The following is a 15,147-nucleotide window of genomic DNA, read 5'->3' as shown; positions in this document are numbered from 1 at the left end:
CGTTTAACGCGGATCATAAACACCAGTAGAAAGATAACGGTCACCACGATCACAAATGATCGCCACGATGACTGCATTCTCAACTTCTTTGGAAATACGCAGCGCAGCCGCTACGGAACCACCCGACGATACGCCGCAGAAAATACCCTCTTCCCGAGCCAGACGGCGCATCACGTCTTCCGCCTCTTCCTGGCTCATGTCGACAATACGATCCACACGCGTGGCATCGAAAATCTTTGGCAGGTACTCCTGCGGCCACCGGCGGATACCGGGAATAGCGGCACCTTCGCTCGGCTGCAGTCCGACGATCTGCACCTCAGGATTCTGCTCCTTCAGGTAGCGCGACACGCCCATGATGGTACCGGTCGTACCCATGGAACTGACGAAGTGCGTGATGCTACCGCCGGTCTGCTGCCAGATTTCAGGGCCGGTCGAGCTGTAGTGGGCAGAAGGGTTGTCCCCATTGCCGAACTGATCCAGCACCTTGCCCTTGCCCTCGGCCTGCATACGGGTCGCCAGATCACGCGCACCCTCCATGCCTTCTTCGCGACTGACCAGGATCAACTCGGCGCCATAAGCCGTCATGGCCGCCTTGCGCTCAGCGCTGGAGTTATCCGGCATGATCAGAACCATGCGATAACCCTTGATGGCTGCAGCCATCGCCAGGGCAATGCCCGTATTGCCCGAGGTCGCCTCGATCAGTGTATCGCCCGGCTGGATATCACCGCGCAACTCGGCACGCGTGATCATCGAAAGGGCTGGCCGATCCTTTACCGATCCGGCCGGATTGTTGCCTTCCAGCTTGACCAGCAGGGTATTGGATGTATCACCGGGCAGGCGCTGCAAACGCACCAGCGGTGTATTGCCGACGCAGTCGGCAATGGTCGGATACTGCACGCTCATGGAATTCGCTCGGTTCCGCTGCCTTTGAATAGGCCTCTATGATACCGGCAAATGAGGGGCGTTCCCTAATCCCATGATGCGCGGGATGAATAAAGGCGATATCAGGTCGTCTTTTCCGCAGCCTCTGGCCGTGAGTTGACACCACGACTCCAGCATTTTCGGCCTGTTTACTCCCGCGGAGAACCGTTTAGCGACCATCCGCCACAAAATCGTCCCGGCAATCGAAACAAGTGTTTTACACTTTCCCCATTGTTGCTCTGGAGACGGGTAAGTGCTGAACGAGTTGGGAATCAAGGGCCGCATCCTGCTGCTGAGCCTGCTACCGACGTGTGTCATGGCGATGGTGCTGGGCGGTTACTTCAGCTGGGTTCAGCTATCCGACATGCGGACGGTGCTGGAAGAGCGCGGCCAACTGATCGCCGAACAGCTTGGACCGCTGGCCGCGCCTGCCCTGCTTCGGGATGACCGGGTCCTGCTCCAGCGCATTGCCCAGGATGTACTTGATCAGGCCGATGTACGGGCTGTTGAGTTCATCAGTGCCGACCAGAAAATCCTGGCCCATGCCGGCCCTCGTATGACAATCGCCATTCGTAACGACGATGGCGAGACCGCCAGCCTGCGCAGCGGTCTGGATGTCACACACTTCCATCTACCCGTTCAGGCCCGGCATCTCAAGCTCATTACCGGTGAGGTCAACATGCCCAGCTCGCACCTGCTGGGCTGGATCGATATCGAGCTGTCTCACCATGCCACCCTCCTGCGCGGCTACCGCAATCTGGTGATCAGCCTCCTTTTGATCATCTTCGGTCTCTGCCTGACAGCCGTGGTAGCTGTCCGTATCGGTCGCAGCATCAATCATCCCCTGCGCATCATCAGCGATGGCGTGGGTCATCTCAAGGACGGTCAGCTGGAAACCCGCCTGCCCAAAGACCTTGGCAGTTACGAGCTGGATACCTTGGCCGACGGGATCAACCGTATGGCCGAAGCCATGCAGAACGCCCAGGAGGAAATGCAGAACAACATCGACCAGGCCACGGAAGATGTGCGGCAAAACCTGGAAACCATCGAAATTCAGAACATCGAGCTGGATCTCGCCCGCAAGGAAGCCCTGGAAGCCAGCCGGATCAAGTCCGAATTCCTGGCCAACATGAGTCATGAGATCAGAACGCCCCTCAATGGCATCATCGGCTTTACCAATCTGCTACAAAAAAGCGAGCTGACGCCCCGGCAGCAAGATTATCTCGGCACTATTCAGAACTCTGCTGAAAGCCTGCTGGGCATCATCAATGAGATCCTGGACTTCTCCAAGATCGAAGCCGGCAAGCTGGTTCTGGAAAGTATTCCCTTCAATCTGCGCGATATGATTCAGGACACCATGACCATTCTGGCGCCAGCTGCACATGAAAAGCAGCTGGAACTGGTCAGCCTGATCTACCGTGACACTCCGGTCCATCTGGTAGGTGACCCCCAGCGCCTGCGCCAAGTGTTGACCAACCTAGTCAGCAACGCCATCAAGTTCACTCACGAAGGCACTATTGCTGTCCGCGCCATGGTGGAAGATGAAGACGATGACCATGCCCAGCTACGGATCAGTGTTCAGGACTCAGGCATTGGTCTCTCCGAGCAAGATCGGGACATGCTTTTCCAGGCCTTTACCCAGGCAGACAATTCACTCTCCCGACAGGCGGGGGGCACCGGCCTGGGTCTGGTCATCTCCAAACGTCTCGTCGAGCAAATGGGCGGCGAAATTGGACTGGAGAGCGAGCCCGAGGAAGGATCCGAGTTCTGGATCACCATAAACTTGCCCAAATCGCGCAATCCGCTGGAAACCCATCGCCGACTGGCCTTTGCCGGCCGCCGCGTAGGCCTTGTGGAACCACACGAGCTGACACGCCAATCGCTACGCCATCAGCTGGAGGATTGCGGTTTGGAGGTGGTCGAGTTCGAGACGCTTGAGCAGCTGACGGAAGCCGTTTCCAGGCAGCGGAAAAGCGAGGCCGCCATCACGCTGGCCGTGCTAGGGGTAAGCTCCAGCATCCTGCCACCTGATCTACTGACTGAGCGCGTCTGGCAGCTGGAGCGGCTGGACTGTAATTCGTTGATCTTCTGCCCCACGACCGATCAGTCCGTGTTCCATGCAGCTTTACCAGATGTGCATTGCCAATTGCAGGCCAAGCCTGCCTGCAGCCGTAAACTGGAACGCGCCGTCGGTGAGTTGCTCAATCAGCGGCCGACTCGTCCTGAAAATACTGCCCATACCCGAATTGACCGCGCACCTCGCCTGCTCTGTGTTGACGATAACCCCGCCAACCTGCTGCTGGTCGAAACGCTTCTTACCGACCTTGGCGCTGAGGTCACGGGTGTCGACAGTGGTTATGCCGCTGTCGAGGCGGCGCAGAGGGAGCGCTACGACCTTATCTTCATGGACGTACAGATGCCTGGCATGAATGGCCGACAGGCCACTGAAGCGATTCGCGCCTGGGAGGTGGAAAGCGAACATCCGCCGGTACCTATCGTGGCATTGACTGCCCACGCCATGTCCAACGAGAAGCGGGCCCTGCTTCAGGCAGGCATGGATGATTACTTAACCAAGCCCATCAGTGATCGGCAGCTCGCCCAGGTGGTGCTCAAATGGACTGGTCTGCGCCTTCAGCAAAACGATACTCAGGAGATGAGCCCGCTGTCCTCTTCCGGAGCGGACATTGCCAATCTGGCCATATTGGATGAAGACGAAGGGCTGCGGCTGGCCGCAGGCAAGGCCGATCTCGCCAGTGACCTGTTGTCCATGCTGCTCGCCTCGCTGGCAGCTGACCGGCAAGCCATCCGCTCGGCCCGAGAGAATGGTGACCGCATCGGCCTAATCGAGCGGATCCACCGCCTGCATGGCGCAACCCGCTACTGTGGAGTTCCTCAGTTACGAGCCGCGTGCTACCAGAGCGAGACACTGCTCAAACAAGGCGCCCCTACTTCATCGCCCATTCTGGACGAACTTGATGCCGCTATCGTGCAGCTTTCGACCATGTCCAAAACACCTATTTAACGGAGTGATGCCAATAGGCCAACTCAGTGTGCAAGGTTTCACTTCCTTGTAAACACTATATAGTAGACAGCTATCTTTTCGATAAACGGCGTCCATTCCGTGGCGCCATTATCGTGACACCTTAAATACGGTATGCGATATTCGCCGCCGCTTAACTGTCAGACAGGCTATCTATAGTGATTCATCGGCTCCGACGTTTTTTATTGTTGGATGAATCCAGACAAACCCCAACACCTGACTTTATCTGGAAAACCAGCACGCTGCGTGTACTGGCGCTCAGCAGTATCGTGCTGGTTGCCCTTATTTTCATCCACTGTGCCTATCAGGCACTAGAGGCTGGTCGCCCTTACGTTCTGATAATAGAAGCCGTCTTTCTTGGCGCCTTCTTTAGCCTCTTCGCTTTCAGATCACGCTCCTATCGGCTTAGCGGTACGGTCTTGATCTTCGTCCTATATGCACTCGGTCTGTGTAGCCTGTTCTTCGTCGACTACAAGCAGGCCAAGGCTGGCATCCTCATCATTTATGCCACACCGCTGCTGGCGCTGATCTTTTTCAACTGGCGCGTTTATCTGGTGCTGTGCGTCGCCAATCTGCTGCCTCTTTACCTCTTGTTGAGCGACACCCCCATACCTCATCTGTTTGGCATCAACCTGTCGTTGAGCTACACGCGCAACTACCTGCATTTGCTTCTGTTCATGCTGTTCAACGTGTGTATTCCGCTTGCCATTGCTCGTCTCATAACTACCTTGGCCAATGCGCAGCGACGCCAGCATCAGCTCAATCAGGCGCTGCAATACAGCCAGCAACTTTACAATGAGGTGTTTTCCCACCTGGGTGCCTTTCTGCTCTGCCGAAGCGATGGACTGATCCTCAAGCTCAATGACGAAGCGGCTGCCCTGCTGGGGCTACCAGCGCGGGTAATCGAGAGTCAGGTTTATTTGGGCAATCTAGTACGCAACGAACAAGGTGAGCCGGTCAAACTGGTTCCGGACGACTCCCTGCAGGAATGGCAGGTCCAGGGTAGAACTAAACCTCGCTGGCTCAATCTTCGTATCAGCCAGCCGACATCCAATCAGAATGTACTGGTAAAACTGCGTGACATTACCCATCTGCATGCTTTGCAAAGCGAACTGCGTAACTCCGAGCGCCTGAGCATTCTGGACCCGCTGGTAGGCGTACTGAACCGCAGCGGCGCCATCAAGCGACTGGAGCAGGCAATTGGCCAGGCGGGCTCGAAGCCACTGGCCGCGCTGACCATTCGCCTTCCTCACCTGACCTACATCAATACCAAGTATGGCCTGGACGTCGGCGATCAGTACCTGCAAGCCTTTGCGCACCACCTGAGTCGCTTGCCACGAAAGAATCTGGTAGCTCGCCTCAAGGGCGCCACGTTTCTGGTGGTTCTCACCGAGCTGGACAGCATCGAAATCGGCCTTGATCGGCTACATGAACTCAAGAGCAGCCTACCTCCGCATTTGCAGATCGACCGACATGTTATTGATGTGGCGCCTGATCTTGGAACCGCGTTCTATCCTCAGGATGCGACCAATGCGCTGCAATTGATCGAGCGTAGCAGTCATGCGCTCAAGAATCCCCATGGCGATACGCTGCTACCCACCTATGACTCCACCCTGGCGCAGCGCACGTTCGAGCGAACCGAGCTGTTGCTGGAACTGAGAAAGGCCATCGAAACCCGCGCCCTTTTTCTTCACTATCAACCTCGGGTCGATGCTCAAGGCAACCTTCACAGTGTGGAAGCACTGGTACGCTGGACGGACCCCAACGGCCGTCCCGTTCCACCCGATCAGTTTGTCGCCATAGCCGAGGAAAGTGGACTGATCCATACGCTGGACGCCTATGTTCGTGATATGGCATGTGCCCAGATTGCACGCTGGAAACGCGACCTGGGTACCGCACCACTGGTGGCAGTCAATCTGTCCGCTCAGGAAGTCGCAACGGAAGGTCTGGCCGAAAAGTTTTCCGGCTGCCTGCAACGATACGGGCTGACCCCTCATGACCTGGAAATCGAAATAACTGAAAGCAGCCTGCTTCATGAAAACGAAACCACGCTGACCAACCTCAAGACCCTCGAAACCAGCGGCTATCGACTCACCATGGATGACTTTGGCACTGGCTATTCGTCACTCAGCCGCCTGACCCACTTGCCTATTTCGAGCTTGAAGATTGACCGCTCCTTCCTGGCCGACGTTCCTGGCAGCGAGCGCCAGGAAACGCTGATCAAGACCTTGATCGCCCTGGCGCGCCTGATGGATCTGAAAGTCGTTGCCGAAGGGGTGGAAACCAATGAACAACTGGCGCTCCTGGATAGCCTGGGATGCGATCTCTACCAGGGTTACCTGTTCTCCCGTCCGGTCGATGCGTCCACGTTGACCGAGCGGTATCTGGCGCCCGGGTTACTCTTCAAAGAGTGACAATTGGCGGGCGCCCTCCCGCAAATCGATCAGTCTTACCCCTACGCCCAACAGGCGAACCGGCTTGCCTCCCCGCATGAAGGCCTGGGTCAGAAGCCGTCGATAACTATCGATATCCCGCCCAGCCCCGGCCTGCTCAAGGGTGGTTTGGGTAAAGTCGTGAAACTTGACCTTGACGAAAGGTTTTTCCGGCCGGTAATGGGTATCCAGTCGGCCAAGCCGCCCGGCCAGCTCTTCAAGCAAAGCGGGCAGCTGGGCCGTACAGGCGGCCAGATCAGGCAGGTCATACTCGAAGGTGTTTTCAACACTGACCGACTGACGTCGGCTATCCACCTGGACCGATCGTTCGTCAATTCCCTGAGCCAGATTCCACAGCCGCTCGCCAAACAGACCAAACTCCTTGATCAATGCAAGGCGTCCCCACTCGAGCAACTGCTCGCACCGCTCGATTCCCAGGCGCGTCAGCTTTTCAGCCGTCACCTTGCCTACGCCATGCAACCGGGCAACAGGCAGAGTAGCCACAAACGCGGCCACTTCCGGTGGGGTAATAACAAACAGCCCGTTCGGCTTGCGCCAGTCGCTCGCAATCTTGGCCAGAAACTTGTTTGGCGCCACACCAGCTGAAACAGTGATATGAAGTTCTTCCCACACACGTCGGCGAATCTCCTGCGCAATTCGGGTTGCACTGCCGGAAAAATGCGGACTGTCCGAAACATCGAGATAGGCCTCATCCAGGGAAAGCGGTTCGATCAAGTCGGTAAAATCACGAAATATCGTATGGATCTGACGCGATACCGCCTTGTAGACATCAAAGCGCGGGCGCACAAAGATAATGTCGGGGCACAGCCGCTGGGCTTGATGGGAGGCCATTGCCGAACGCACCCCGTATGCGCGCGCCTCATAATTGCAGGTTGCGACCACGCCTCGCCGATCGGGAGTACCACCCACGGCGATTGGCCGGCCTACCAGGCGAGGGTCGTCACGCATCTCGACGGCGGCATAAAAACAGTCGCAATCGATATGGATGATTTTTCTCTGCGTCATACCCTCATGCTCGACAGGTTCGCTAACACCGCTGCGCCTGTATTATGCGCTATACGCCCTTACCCACCCAGCAGTTCTCCGAAACTTTAGCGGCCTCGCGACACTCGGAATTCTAGAACATTACGATAACCAGGAGCCGCCATGACTGATCGTACGGATAAACTCGACAAGTCCCATGACCATGATCAGGTCGCTAAACGCGACGAAGCTCATGCACAGCGCAAGCTACCCGAAGAGGCGGTAAGCGATCTGGAAAGTCCTGAGCCTGGCACTCATACCATCGACAAGGTCATCACTCCGGTATCGAACAAGGAGCTGGACAGCCAGGTCGGTGAGTTGAACCGTAAGCTGGATGAAGTCGAGAAAAAGCTGGATAAATAAACTTTACAATAGGCTGATAGTGTGGGCCCTGACTACCACCGTCTCCTGACGAAGCCGGGTCTCGAGCGAGGCCCGGTACTGCTGCCACCACACCTGTTCCAGCGCGTCGGCCATCACCTCATAAATGATCAATTCATCCCGTACCGTATGGCTTTCGTCTTCCTGCCATAGTCCTTTCGCCGGAGCCTGGCTGAATGCCGTCAACCCGCCAAACTTTTCAACAAGCTCATTGCGCACCTCACTAAATAGCGTTTTAGGGAGATCGCGGCCATCGTTGTCATAAAGGGGCAGCAGCAATTGGATCAGGTACATGGTCAGCCTCTCGAATAGATGAATGTAGCGGCATAGAGCGTCTTGAAAGCTAAGACCATGAACGGTTTGAATCGGCACATATAAATAGCAGCGCCCCGATAGCCGAGGCGTCGCAATAACGAGAGACAGGCAAGGAAACCTGCCCGCCTCTCTATCGTTAGATTCTGAAACTTGAAACGAGCTGATCGAGGCGATTGGCCTGTTGCTCCAGGGCATGGCAAGCGCCCAGGGTCGCGTTCAGGTTTTCCACGCCCTGCTGGTTGAGCGAGTTGATCTCGGTAATGTCGACATTAAGCGACTCCACCACCGCGCTCTGCTCTTCCGTAGCGGCCGCCACCGACTGGGTCATGCCATCGATATCGGTAATGCGCTCGGCTACCGAGCCCAACCGCTCGTTGGCTTTTTGCGCGATGGTCATGCTGTCCTCGCTGAAGCGCTGACTTTCGGTCATGGTGGAAACCGCTTCGCTCGCCCCGGTTTGCAGCTCCTGAATCATGCTCTGGATCTCTCGGGCCGAACTCTGGGTACGATGTGCCAGACCACGCACCTCGTCCGCTACCACCGCAAAACCACGCCCGGCATCGCCTGCCCGTGCAGCTTCGATCGCAGCGTTGAGCGCCAGCAGGTTGGTCTGCTCGGAAATGCCCTGGATCACTTCCAGGATATGTCCGATGCGGGTGGTCTTTTGGTTCAACTCATCGATACGGCCGCAGGAGGCGCTGATGTTGGCGGACAGGGTTTCCATTGCCGTCAGGGTCTGGCCCAGTACGCGGCGACCCTCCTCGGCCTGCTGCCGGGCACTGGTAGCCTGTACGGACGCATCGGCAGCGTTGCGGGCGATCTCCTGTGTGGCGGCCCCCAACTGGTTGATGGCTGCCGCCACGCTTCCGGTACGTCCGGCCTGATTGTCCGAGTTGTGCAGCGAGGAGTTGGAGGCCGCCAACACCTGACGGGAGACCTCGTTGAGCTGGCGGGTACTGGCCGATACTTCGCTGATCGAGCCATGGATACGCTCGACAAAGCGGTTGAAGGCAGCGGCCAGCACACCAAACTCGTCCTGGCTATTGATGGCCAGACGCCGGGTCAGGTCGCCCTCTCCTTGTGCGATGTCCTGCATCGCCTGGCTCATAGTCGTGAGCGGACGCATCAGCACACGAATCAGCACACCCAGGAGCAGCATGATCAGCACAACGCCAATCACCATGGCCAGCACGGCCGAGGTTCTGAACTCCTTGAGCGGGGCGTAGGCTTTCTCTTCATCAACCATCAGGCCCAGGTACCAGTTGACCGATGGCAGACCGGTGACCGGCTTGAAGACCATAAGCTGAGGCTTGCCGTCCAGCTCGACCCGCTTGAGCGCGCCATCCAGTGCAGGCGCACCGGCGGGAAACAGCTCAGCGAGGTTTTTCATCACCTCCTCTTTTCTGGGGCTGACCAGTACCTTGCCTTCGCTATTCACCAGAATCGCATGACCGATACCGCCCAGGTCGAGCGAATTGACGATACCCACCATCGTCTGCAGACTCAGATCGCCAGCCAGAACACCCGCCAAGGCGCCGTTCTTCATGACAGGCGTAGCCAGCGTCATGACCAGCTTTCCATTACCCACATCAACATAAGGCTCCGTCAACAAGGAGCGGCCCTGCGACTGAGCGGCAACATACCAATCACGGGTACGGGGATCATAACCGGCAGGCATTTCATCGTAAGGACGGATGGAAAATTGACCATCGGCGTGTCCCAGATAGGTGAATTCGAAGCTGGAGAGATAAGCCTTCTGCTCAAGGATGGAGAACACTCCTTCAGGAGAGGCATTGTTCTGGATAGCCTGGGCCTCACCTTCAAGTAGAGTGATTCGCCCATTGAGCCAGTTAACGATATTTGCTGATGCACTGGTGCCCAGCTCGTCCAGGCGGGACGACAGGTCCTGCGTAATCGTCTTTCGCTGCAGGTAATCGTTATAGACCATGAATAATGAAAAGGCGGCGATCAGCACAATAGAGGCCGTCGCCAATATCTTATGGCTAAATTTCAAACGTTGGAGCATAGCGCAGCCTCTGGACAACATATTTGGCAAGCCATTGAAATGGCATGAATGACCAAATCTTATCGACCGTTGTCGTGATAACTTTAAGGGTAAAAAGAGAGCCGGATGCGCCTGCGCTTTAAAGGGAGGGTAAGCCCTGGCGGCCGACAGCGACGTTGAAACCGCCAGGGAGACACTGGAATAACCAGAGCCTATTCAAATGACCACCTTGGCAATGCAAAAAATCCTTACCGGCTCACCGTTTATCGCCATGGTCCAGGCAATGGGAGACAAGCCTTATTTCAGTTGTTCAACGGCTGCTTGCGATCCAGCTCCATATCGTTGTCGATTTTTTGCCGTTCTCGCGCAAGTGGATCGCTTCGGATAGCGCCTTGGTTAACCCTGTTCTCCGGCAGCTCGACGCCTCGCTGACTTTGCTCGGCCTCCTGCGCCTCTGGTGAAATAATTTCGACATGCTGTGGATCATGCTCGGTGTCCTGAGGGGTACGGCCTGATTCAGCCGTTTGGGCCATGGCTAGCGGTGACAGTAAAGCCAGTGCCATGGAGGTATTTATCAGCCATTGCGGTTTCATTTCGGCACTCCGATGAAGGGATACCCTCTTTAGGCAATGCACTACCTATAAAGGTGCATTCATAAGTCCTCGTGATAAGGCTTTCAGCAAATCATTGTCAGCATTGAATTTTTTGTTGACATCATTTTTTAAACCCGTATACTGGCCACATCAGAAGCGGGGTGGAGCAGTCTGGTAGCTCGTCGGGCTCATAACCCGAAGGTCGTAGGTTCAAATCCTGCCCCCGCAACCAAATTTAAAAAGCCACTCAATCGAGTGGCTTTTTTGTTTGTGTCGAATTTTTATTCCTTTTAGCCTTCAATATTCAAAGAGTTTCCATTTTTTTGATACATAGGGCTTGGCAAAAGTCTGTATGTGACTAATCTGACGCGCAGTTTCCCTGAGGGGCTTTCATGAGCGCCAATGATCCTGTAAACAAATCTGCTGTTTCTTCATCCGATTCTTCGTCTTCATCTTCACCTTCTTCTCCTCCGCAAGCATTGCCCTGGCGCCTGCTAGAGCGCATTACGGCCTATAAAGAACCTCTTGAGCTGGGCCTGACACTGCTCCTGTTTGGCGTCGCCCTGCTTGTGTGCTGGCATCTTGTCAGCAGTATTGATCTACCCTCTCTCCACACTGCACTGCTGGGTATCCCCTCGCACGTTGTTATGGGGGCCGTCGCGGCAACGGCTGTGGGCTTTCTCATTCTGCTTGGCTACGAATGGTCTGCCAGTCGCTTCGCCGGCGTTCATCTACCAGGCAAGACCCTGGCGCTGGGTGGACTTACCGCCTTCGCCATTGGTAATGCAGTTGGCCTGTCCATGCTGTCTGGCGGCTCGGTTCGTTATCGTCTCTATGCCCGCCAAGGCCTGAGCGCTATTGAAGTGGCGCAGATGACTTTCTTTGCCAGCCTGTCGCTGGGAACGGCATTGCCCCCTCTGGCTGCGGTTGCAGCATTAAGTGATTTGCCTTCGGCTTCCACAGCCCTGCGTCTTTCACCTACTCTGGTAGCTGGCATTGCAATTGCCATTCTCTCGATCTATGCCATAGGCATTGTATTCCTTCGCAAGCGAGCCCTGGACGAGCAGCCTTCGCCTGATAGTCGCCTGTTCCGCTTGGGCCGTAAGACCCTGCGCTTACCCACCTTCAAGCTAAGCGCCCTGCAGTTGGTGATCACAGCCCTGGACGTCATGGCTGCCGCCACAGTGCTGTATCTATTACTGCCCGAGGCACCACCGCTGGGTGCATTCATGCTGGTGTATCTGCTGGCACTCGCAGCAGGTGTGCTTAGCCATGTTCCGGGCGGCGTTGGGGTATTTGAAGCCGTTTTGCTAGCCGCTTTTTCGGACAAGATCGGGACAGCTCCCCTGGCAGCGGCCCTGCTGCTGTACCGGATCATTTATGTATTGCTTCCCCTGGTCATCGCTTGCCTTGTCCTGCTGCTGACCGAGGGAAAGCGCTTTCTATCTGGCAGCTCGGCCATCCGCGTTGCCTCTGGCCTTGCAGCCCCCGTTCTGTCAGTCCTGGTATTTTTCTCAGGGGTCGTACTGCTCTTTTCAGGCGTTACGCCAGAGATCGATACGCGCCTGAAGGGTATCGGATTCCTGCTGCCACAGCGTCTTATTGAAGCCTCGCATCTGGGAGCCAGTCTGATCGGAGTTGTGTGCCTACTCTTGGCTCAAGGCCTGCGGCGGCGGCTCTCGGCCGCCTGGGTACTCACCCTGGTGCTGTTGCTGGTAGGCTCCCTGCTTTCTTTGCTAAAGGGCTTTGATTGGGAGGAGGCATCGATCCTGGCGATTACGGCTGCCCTCCTGGCTACGTTCCGCCGCTCCTTCTACCGCCGGAGCCGCTTACTGGAACTGCCCTTTTCACCCCTGTACGTCGTTGCAAGCCTGTGCGTCGTGGCGGCATCTATCTGGTTGCTCCTGTTTGTTTACCAGGATGCGTCCTACGACAACCAGCTCTGGTGGCAATTTACGCTAGAGGAAGGCGCCCCGCGAGGTGCACGAGCAGCCATGGGCAGCGTGGTGCTACTACTGGCCCTGTCACTCGGCTGGCTCTTGCGGGCTGCACCGCCAGAAATTACGCTGCCTACCACAGAAGACCTACAAAAGGCATTGGACGCCGTCAAAGCATCTGAGCAGCCTGATGGCGGCTTGGCCATGACAGGCGACAAGGCCTTGCTGTTTCATGAAACGGAAAATGCTTTCCTGATGTATGGCCGTCGTGGCCGTAGCATGATCGCCCTGTTTGATCCCATCGGCTCCGCTCAGACACGAGCCGAGTTGATCTGGAAATTCCGCGATCTGTGCGACATGCACCATGCACGACCTGTGTTCTATCAGGTTCGTGCCGAGAATCTGCCTTTCTACATGGACATCGGTCTCACCGCACTGAAGTTGGGTGAGGAAGCCCGCGTCAATCTCAAAACATTCGATCTGGACAGCAAGGGTAAGAAAGACCTGCGCTACACCTGGAACCGAGGCCAGCGGGATGGACTGCTCATCGAGTTCCATGAGCCGGGTCAGGCACCTCTCGAAGAGCTAAAAGCTATCTCCGATATCTGGCTGGAGAGTAAACATGTCCGCGAGAAGGGTTTTTCACTTGGTCGTTTCGACCCGGAGTATTTGCAGCACTTCCGCATTGCTGTCGTTCGGTTTCAGGGAAAAGCGGTAGCGTTTGCTAATCTTCTGGAAACCGATCGGCCAGAGCTGGCCAGTATCGACCTGATGCGAGTGGCAGCTGATGCGCCCAAACTGACCATGGAGTTCCTCATGCTCGGCCTTATCCTGCACTTCAAGGAGCGAGGCCTGGAACGCTTCAGCTTGGGGATGGTGCCATTGGCGGGACTGCATCCACGCCGTGGTGCTCCTCTGACCCAGCGTCTAGGGGCCATGGTGTTCCGACGTGGCGAGCAGTTCTATAACTTTCAGGGGTTGAGACGGTTCAAAGATAAGTTCGATCCGGAATGGGAGCCTCGCTATCTGGCCGTTCCAGCAGGACTTGATCCCTTGGTCGCCTTGGCTGACACCGCTGCGTTGATTGCAGGCGGTATTACAGGACTGGTAAAACGTTGATGACTAGACGTAAACGCGGGTTGCTTTTTCTTCTGTTGATAATTGTCATTGCCGCAGCGGCACTGTGGTGGTGGTTTCATCGCTGGCCCAGTACCGCCAGCCTTGAGGTACACGTACAGGATGATCAGAGCGTCGTAACCGTCGCAAGGCCTGCCGGCAAGCCACTGACCCGAGTCGTTGTTGCAAACCCCGCTGAACAGCAGTTATCCGATGCTGACCTGCTAACCCTGGCCAAAAACACCAAGTCCATGCTGGTCCAGTATGAGCTGCCCGAGAGCAAGGCATGTGCCGCGCAACGCGCCAGCCTGGAAGACGCCATCAGCCATCTTGGCGGAGCGCCTACCATGGTGGCAGGCATCGATGCGGGTGGATCATTGGCCTGGCGCTGGCTGGCCGGGCAACAGGATGACAAGGTCAGCGCCCTGTCGGTCGGTACAAAGCTCGACGAGCCCGACTGCTCTGATCCGCTGCCACAGAAAGCCGAACACGGTAAATGGCATCTCGCCTGGAACGATAACCCAGGCGATGAGACTGCTCGCTTTGTCCGCGGCCAGGATAATGCCGCTACCACTATCAGTGATTACGGCACACCACTGGTTACGCTTTTGCGTACCCAGCTTCAACGTCAGCTGCTCGGTCAGGGTGGCGATGTCCCTGTTGTAGAGGTCCCGGCTGAAGAGCCGGCCGCGCACAAGGATACAGTGACGTTTTTTTATTCCGGCGATGGTGGCTGGCGTGATCTTGACCGTGATTCGGCACAGACCATGGCAGAAAACGGGTGGCCAGTTGTAGGTATCGATACCTTGCGCTATTTCTGGGAACACAAAAGCCCGGAACAGGTGGCGACAGACTTGTCCCATCTGATGCAGACATACCGTGAGCGTTGGGGCGCGAAACGCTTCGTCCTGGCCGGCTACTCATTTGGCGCGGATCTGCTTCCGGCGGTCTATAACCGTTTACCTGCAACAGATCAGGAACAGGTATCGGCCATGGTGCTGCTGGCCTTTGCCCGTAGCGGTGATTTTGAAATCCAGGTTGAGGGCTGGCTGGGCAAGGCTGGTGACGAGATGCAAACCGGACCGGAGATGGTCAAGGTGCCTGCCAGCAAGATCTACTGCATTTACGGTGCGGAAGAAAAGGACGAGAGCGGTTGCACGCAGCCTGGAGCCAATTTCGAAAAGCTTGAGTTACCCGGTGGTCACCATTTCGATAATGACTACGACAAGCTTGCACGCCACATGATAAACGCCATCGAGGCTCGTACACGCACACCGTAACCAGGACGCCCAGCCGATGGATCACCTCCGCGGCTGGAGACGAATGGCTGGAAAGAACGCGTGCGATCAATAGTCTACCGGCT

At 56.4% G+C, this 15,147-nt stretch carries 10 protein-coding genes, 1 tRNA gene and 1 pseudogene; 6 read left to right on the top strand and 6 right to left on the bottom strand.

Features of this window, described 5'->3' with window-relative positions; all coding sequences use genetic code 11:
• Positions 1 to 3: 3 nt before the first annotated feature.
• A complete protein-coding gene (gene cysM / locus AC4LF3_RS05575; protein ID WP_219652856.1) occupies positions 4 to 903 on the bottom strand; it encodes a cysteine synthase CysM in 900 nt (299 codons plus the stop codon).
• 271 nt (positions 904 to 1,174) lie between these two features.
• Here cysM and AC4LF3_RS05570 point away from each other — a divergent pair, with 271 nt between their 5' ends.
• Together AC4LF3_RS05570 and AC4LF3_RS05565 are read left to right on the top strand one after the other, a co-directional pair.
• The gene (locus tag AC4LF3_RS05570; RefSeq protein ID WP_074827806.1) at positions 1,175 to 3,943 is read left to right on the top strand and encodes an ATP-binding protein; all 2,769 of its coding nucleotides are present in this window, start codon (positions 1,175 to 1,177) and stop codon (positions 3,941 to 3,943) included.
• A 176-nt stretch (positions 3,944 to 4,119) separates the two neighbouring features.
• Positions 4,120 to 6,375 carry a putative bifunctional diguanylate cyclase/phosphodiesterase gene (locus AC4LF3_RS05565; RefSeq protein ID WP_491834911.1) on the top strand — a complete coding sequence of 752 codons (2,256 nt, stop codon included), beginning with the start codon at positions 4,120 to 4,122 and terminating at the stop codon, positions 6,373 to 6,375.
• Here AC4LF3_RS05565 and dinB read toward each other — a convergent pair.
• Positions 6,358 to 7,419 (bottom strand): DNA polymerase IV, encoded by a 1,062-nt coding sequence (dinB, locus tag AC4LF3_RS05560; protein ID WP_491834910.1) that lies wholly within the window; start codon positions 7,417 to 7,419, stop codon positions 6,358 to 6,360. The two genes, AC4LF3_RS05565 and dinB, sit on opposite strands and share 18 nt — an antisense overlap.
• A 141-nt stretch (positions 7,420 to 7,560) precedes the next feature.
• Here dinB and AC4LF3_RS05555 point away from each other — a divergent pair, with 141 nt between their 5' ends.
• Positions 7,561 to 7,800 (top strand): hypothetical protein, encoded by a 240-nt coding sequence (locus tag AC4LF3_RS05555; RefSeq protein WP_010797452.1) that lies wholly within the window; start codon positions 7,561 to 7,563, stop codon positions 7,798 to 7,800.
• A 3-nt stretch (positions 7,801 to 7,803) separates the two neighbouring features.
• Here AC4LF3_RS05555 and AC4LF3_RS05550 read toward each other — a convergent pair whose 3' ends face one another.
• The 4 genes and pseudogenes from AC4LF3_RS05550 to AC4LF3_RS05535 form a co-directional block, all read right to left on the bottom strand.
• Entirely contained in the window at positions 7,804 to 8,112 is a 309-nt protein-coding gene (locus AC4LF3_RS05550; protein WP_407362996.1) for a hypothetical protein, read from the bottom strand.
• Positions 8,113 to 8,269: 157 nt separating this feature from the next.
• The gene (locus tag AC4LF3_RS05545; protein WP_371106381.1) at positions 8,270 to 8,995 is read right to left on the bottom strand and encodes a methyl-accepting chemotaxis protein; all 726 of its coding nucleotides are present in this window, start codon (positions 8,993 to 8,995) and stop codon (positions 8,270 to 8,272) included.
• Between the two features lie 132 nt (positions 8,996 to 9,127).
• A pseudogene (locus AC4LF3_RS05540) lies at positions 9,128 to 10,081 on the bottom strand (HAMP domain-containing protein); the annotation flags it as partial.
• Between the two features lie 359 nt (positions 10,082 to 10,440).
• The gene (locus tag AC4LF3_RS05535) at positions 10,441 to 10,731 is read right to left on the bottom strand and encodes a hypothetical protein (protein ID WP_491834909.1); all 291 of its coding nucleotides are present in this window, start codon (positions 10,729 to 10,731) and stop codon (positions 10,441 to 10,443) included.
• Between the two features lie 155 nt (positions 10,732 to 10,886).
• Between AC4LF3_RS05535 and AC4LF3_RS05530 the strand changes: the two genes are divergently transcribed.
• From AC4LF3_RS05530 to AC4LF3_RS05520, 3 genes are all read left to right on the top strand, one after another.
• Positions 10,887 to 10,963: transfer RNA gene (locus AC4LF3_RS05530), tRNA-Met, on the top strand.
• A gap of 160 nt (positions 10,964 to 11,123) precedes the next feature.
• Complete coding sequence (gene mprF / locus AC4LF3_RS05525) at positions 11,124 to 13,787, top strand: bifunctional lysylphosphatidylglycerol flippase/synthetase MprF (protein ID WP_491834908.1); 2,664 nt, start codon at positions 11,124 to 11,126, stop codon at positions 13,785 to 13,787.
• The gene (locus AC4LF3_RS05520) at positions 13,787 to 15,064 is read left to right on the top strand and encodes a virulence factor family protein (RefSeq protein ID WP_010797447.1); all 1,278 of its coding nucleotides are present in this window, start codon (positions 13,787 to 13,789) and stop codon (positions 15,062 to 15,064) included. The genes mprF and AC4LF3_RS05520 overlap by 1 nt, the downstream gene beginning before the upstream one ends.
• Positions 15,065 to 15,147 lie beyond the last annotated feature (83 nt).

The sequence above is a fragment of the Pseudomonas sp. C2.3V genome (assembly GCF_058536325.1).
This window is presented reverse-complemented; position numbering and strand designations above follow the sequence as displayed.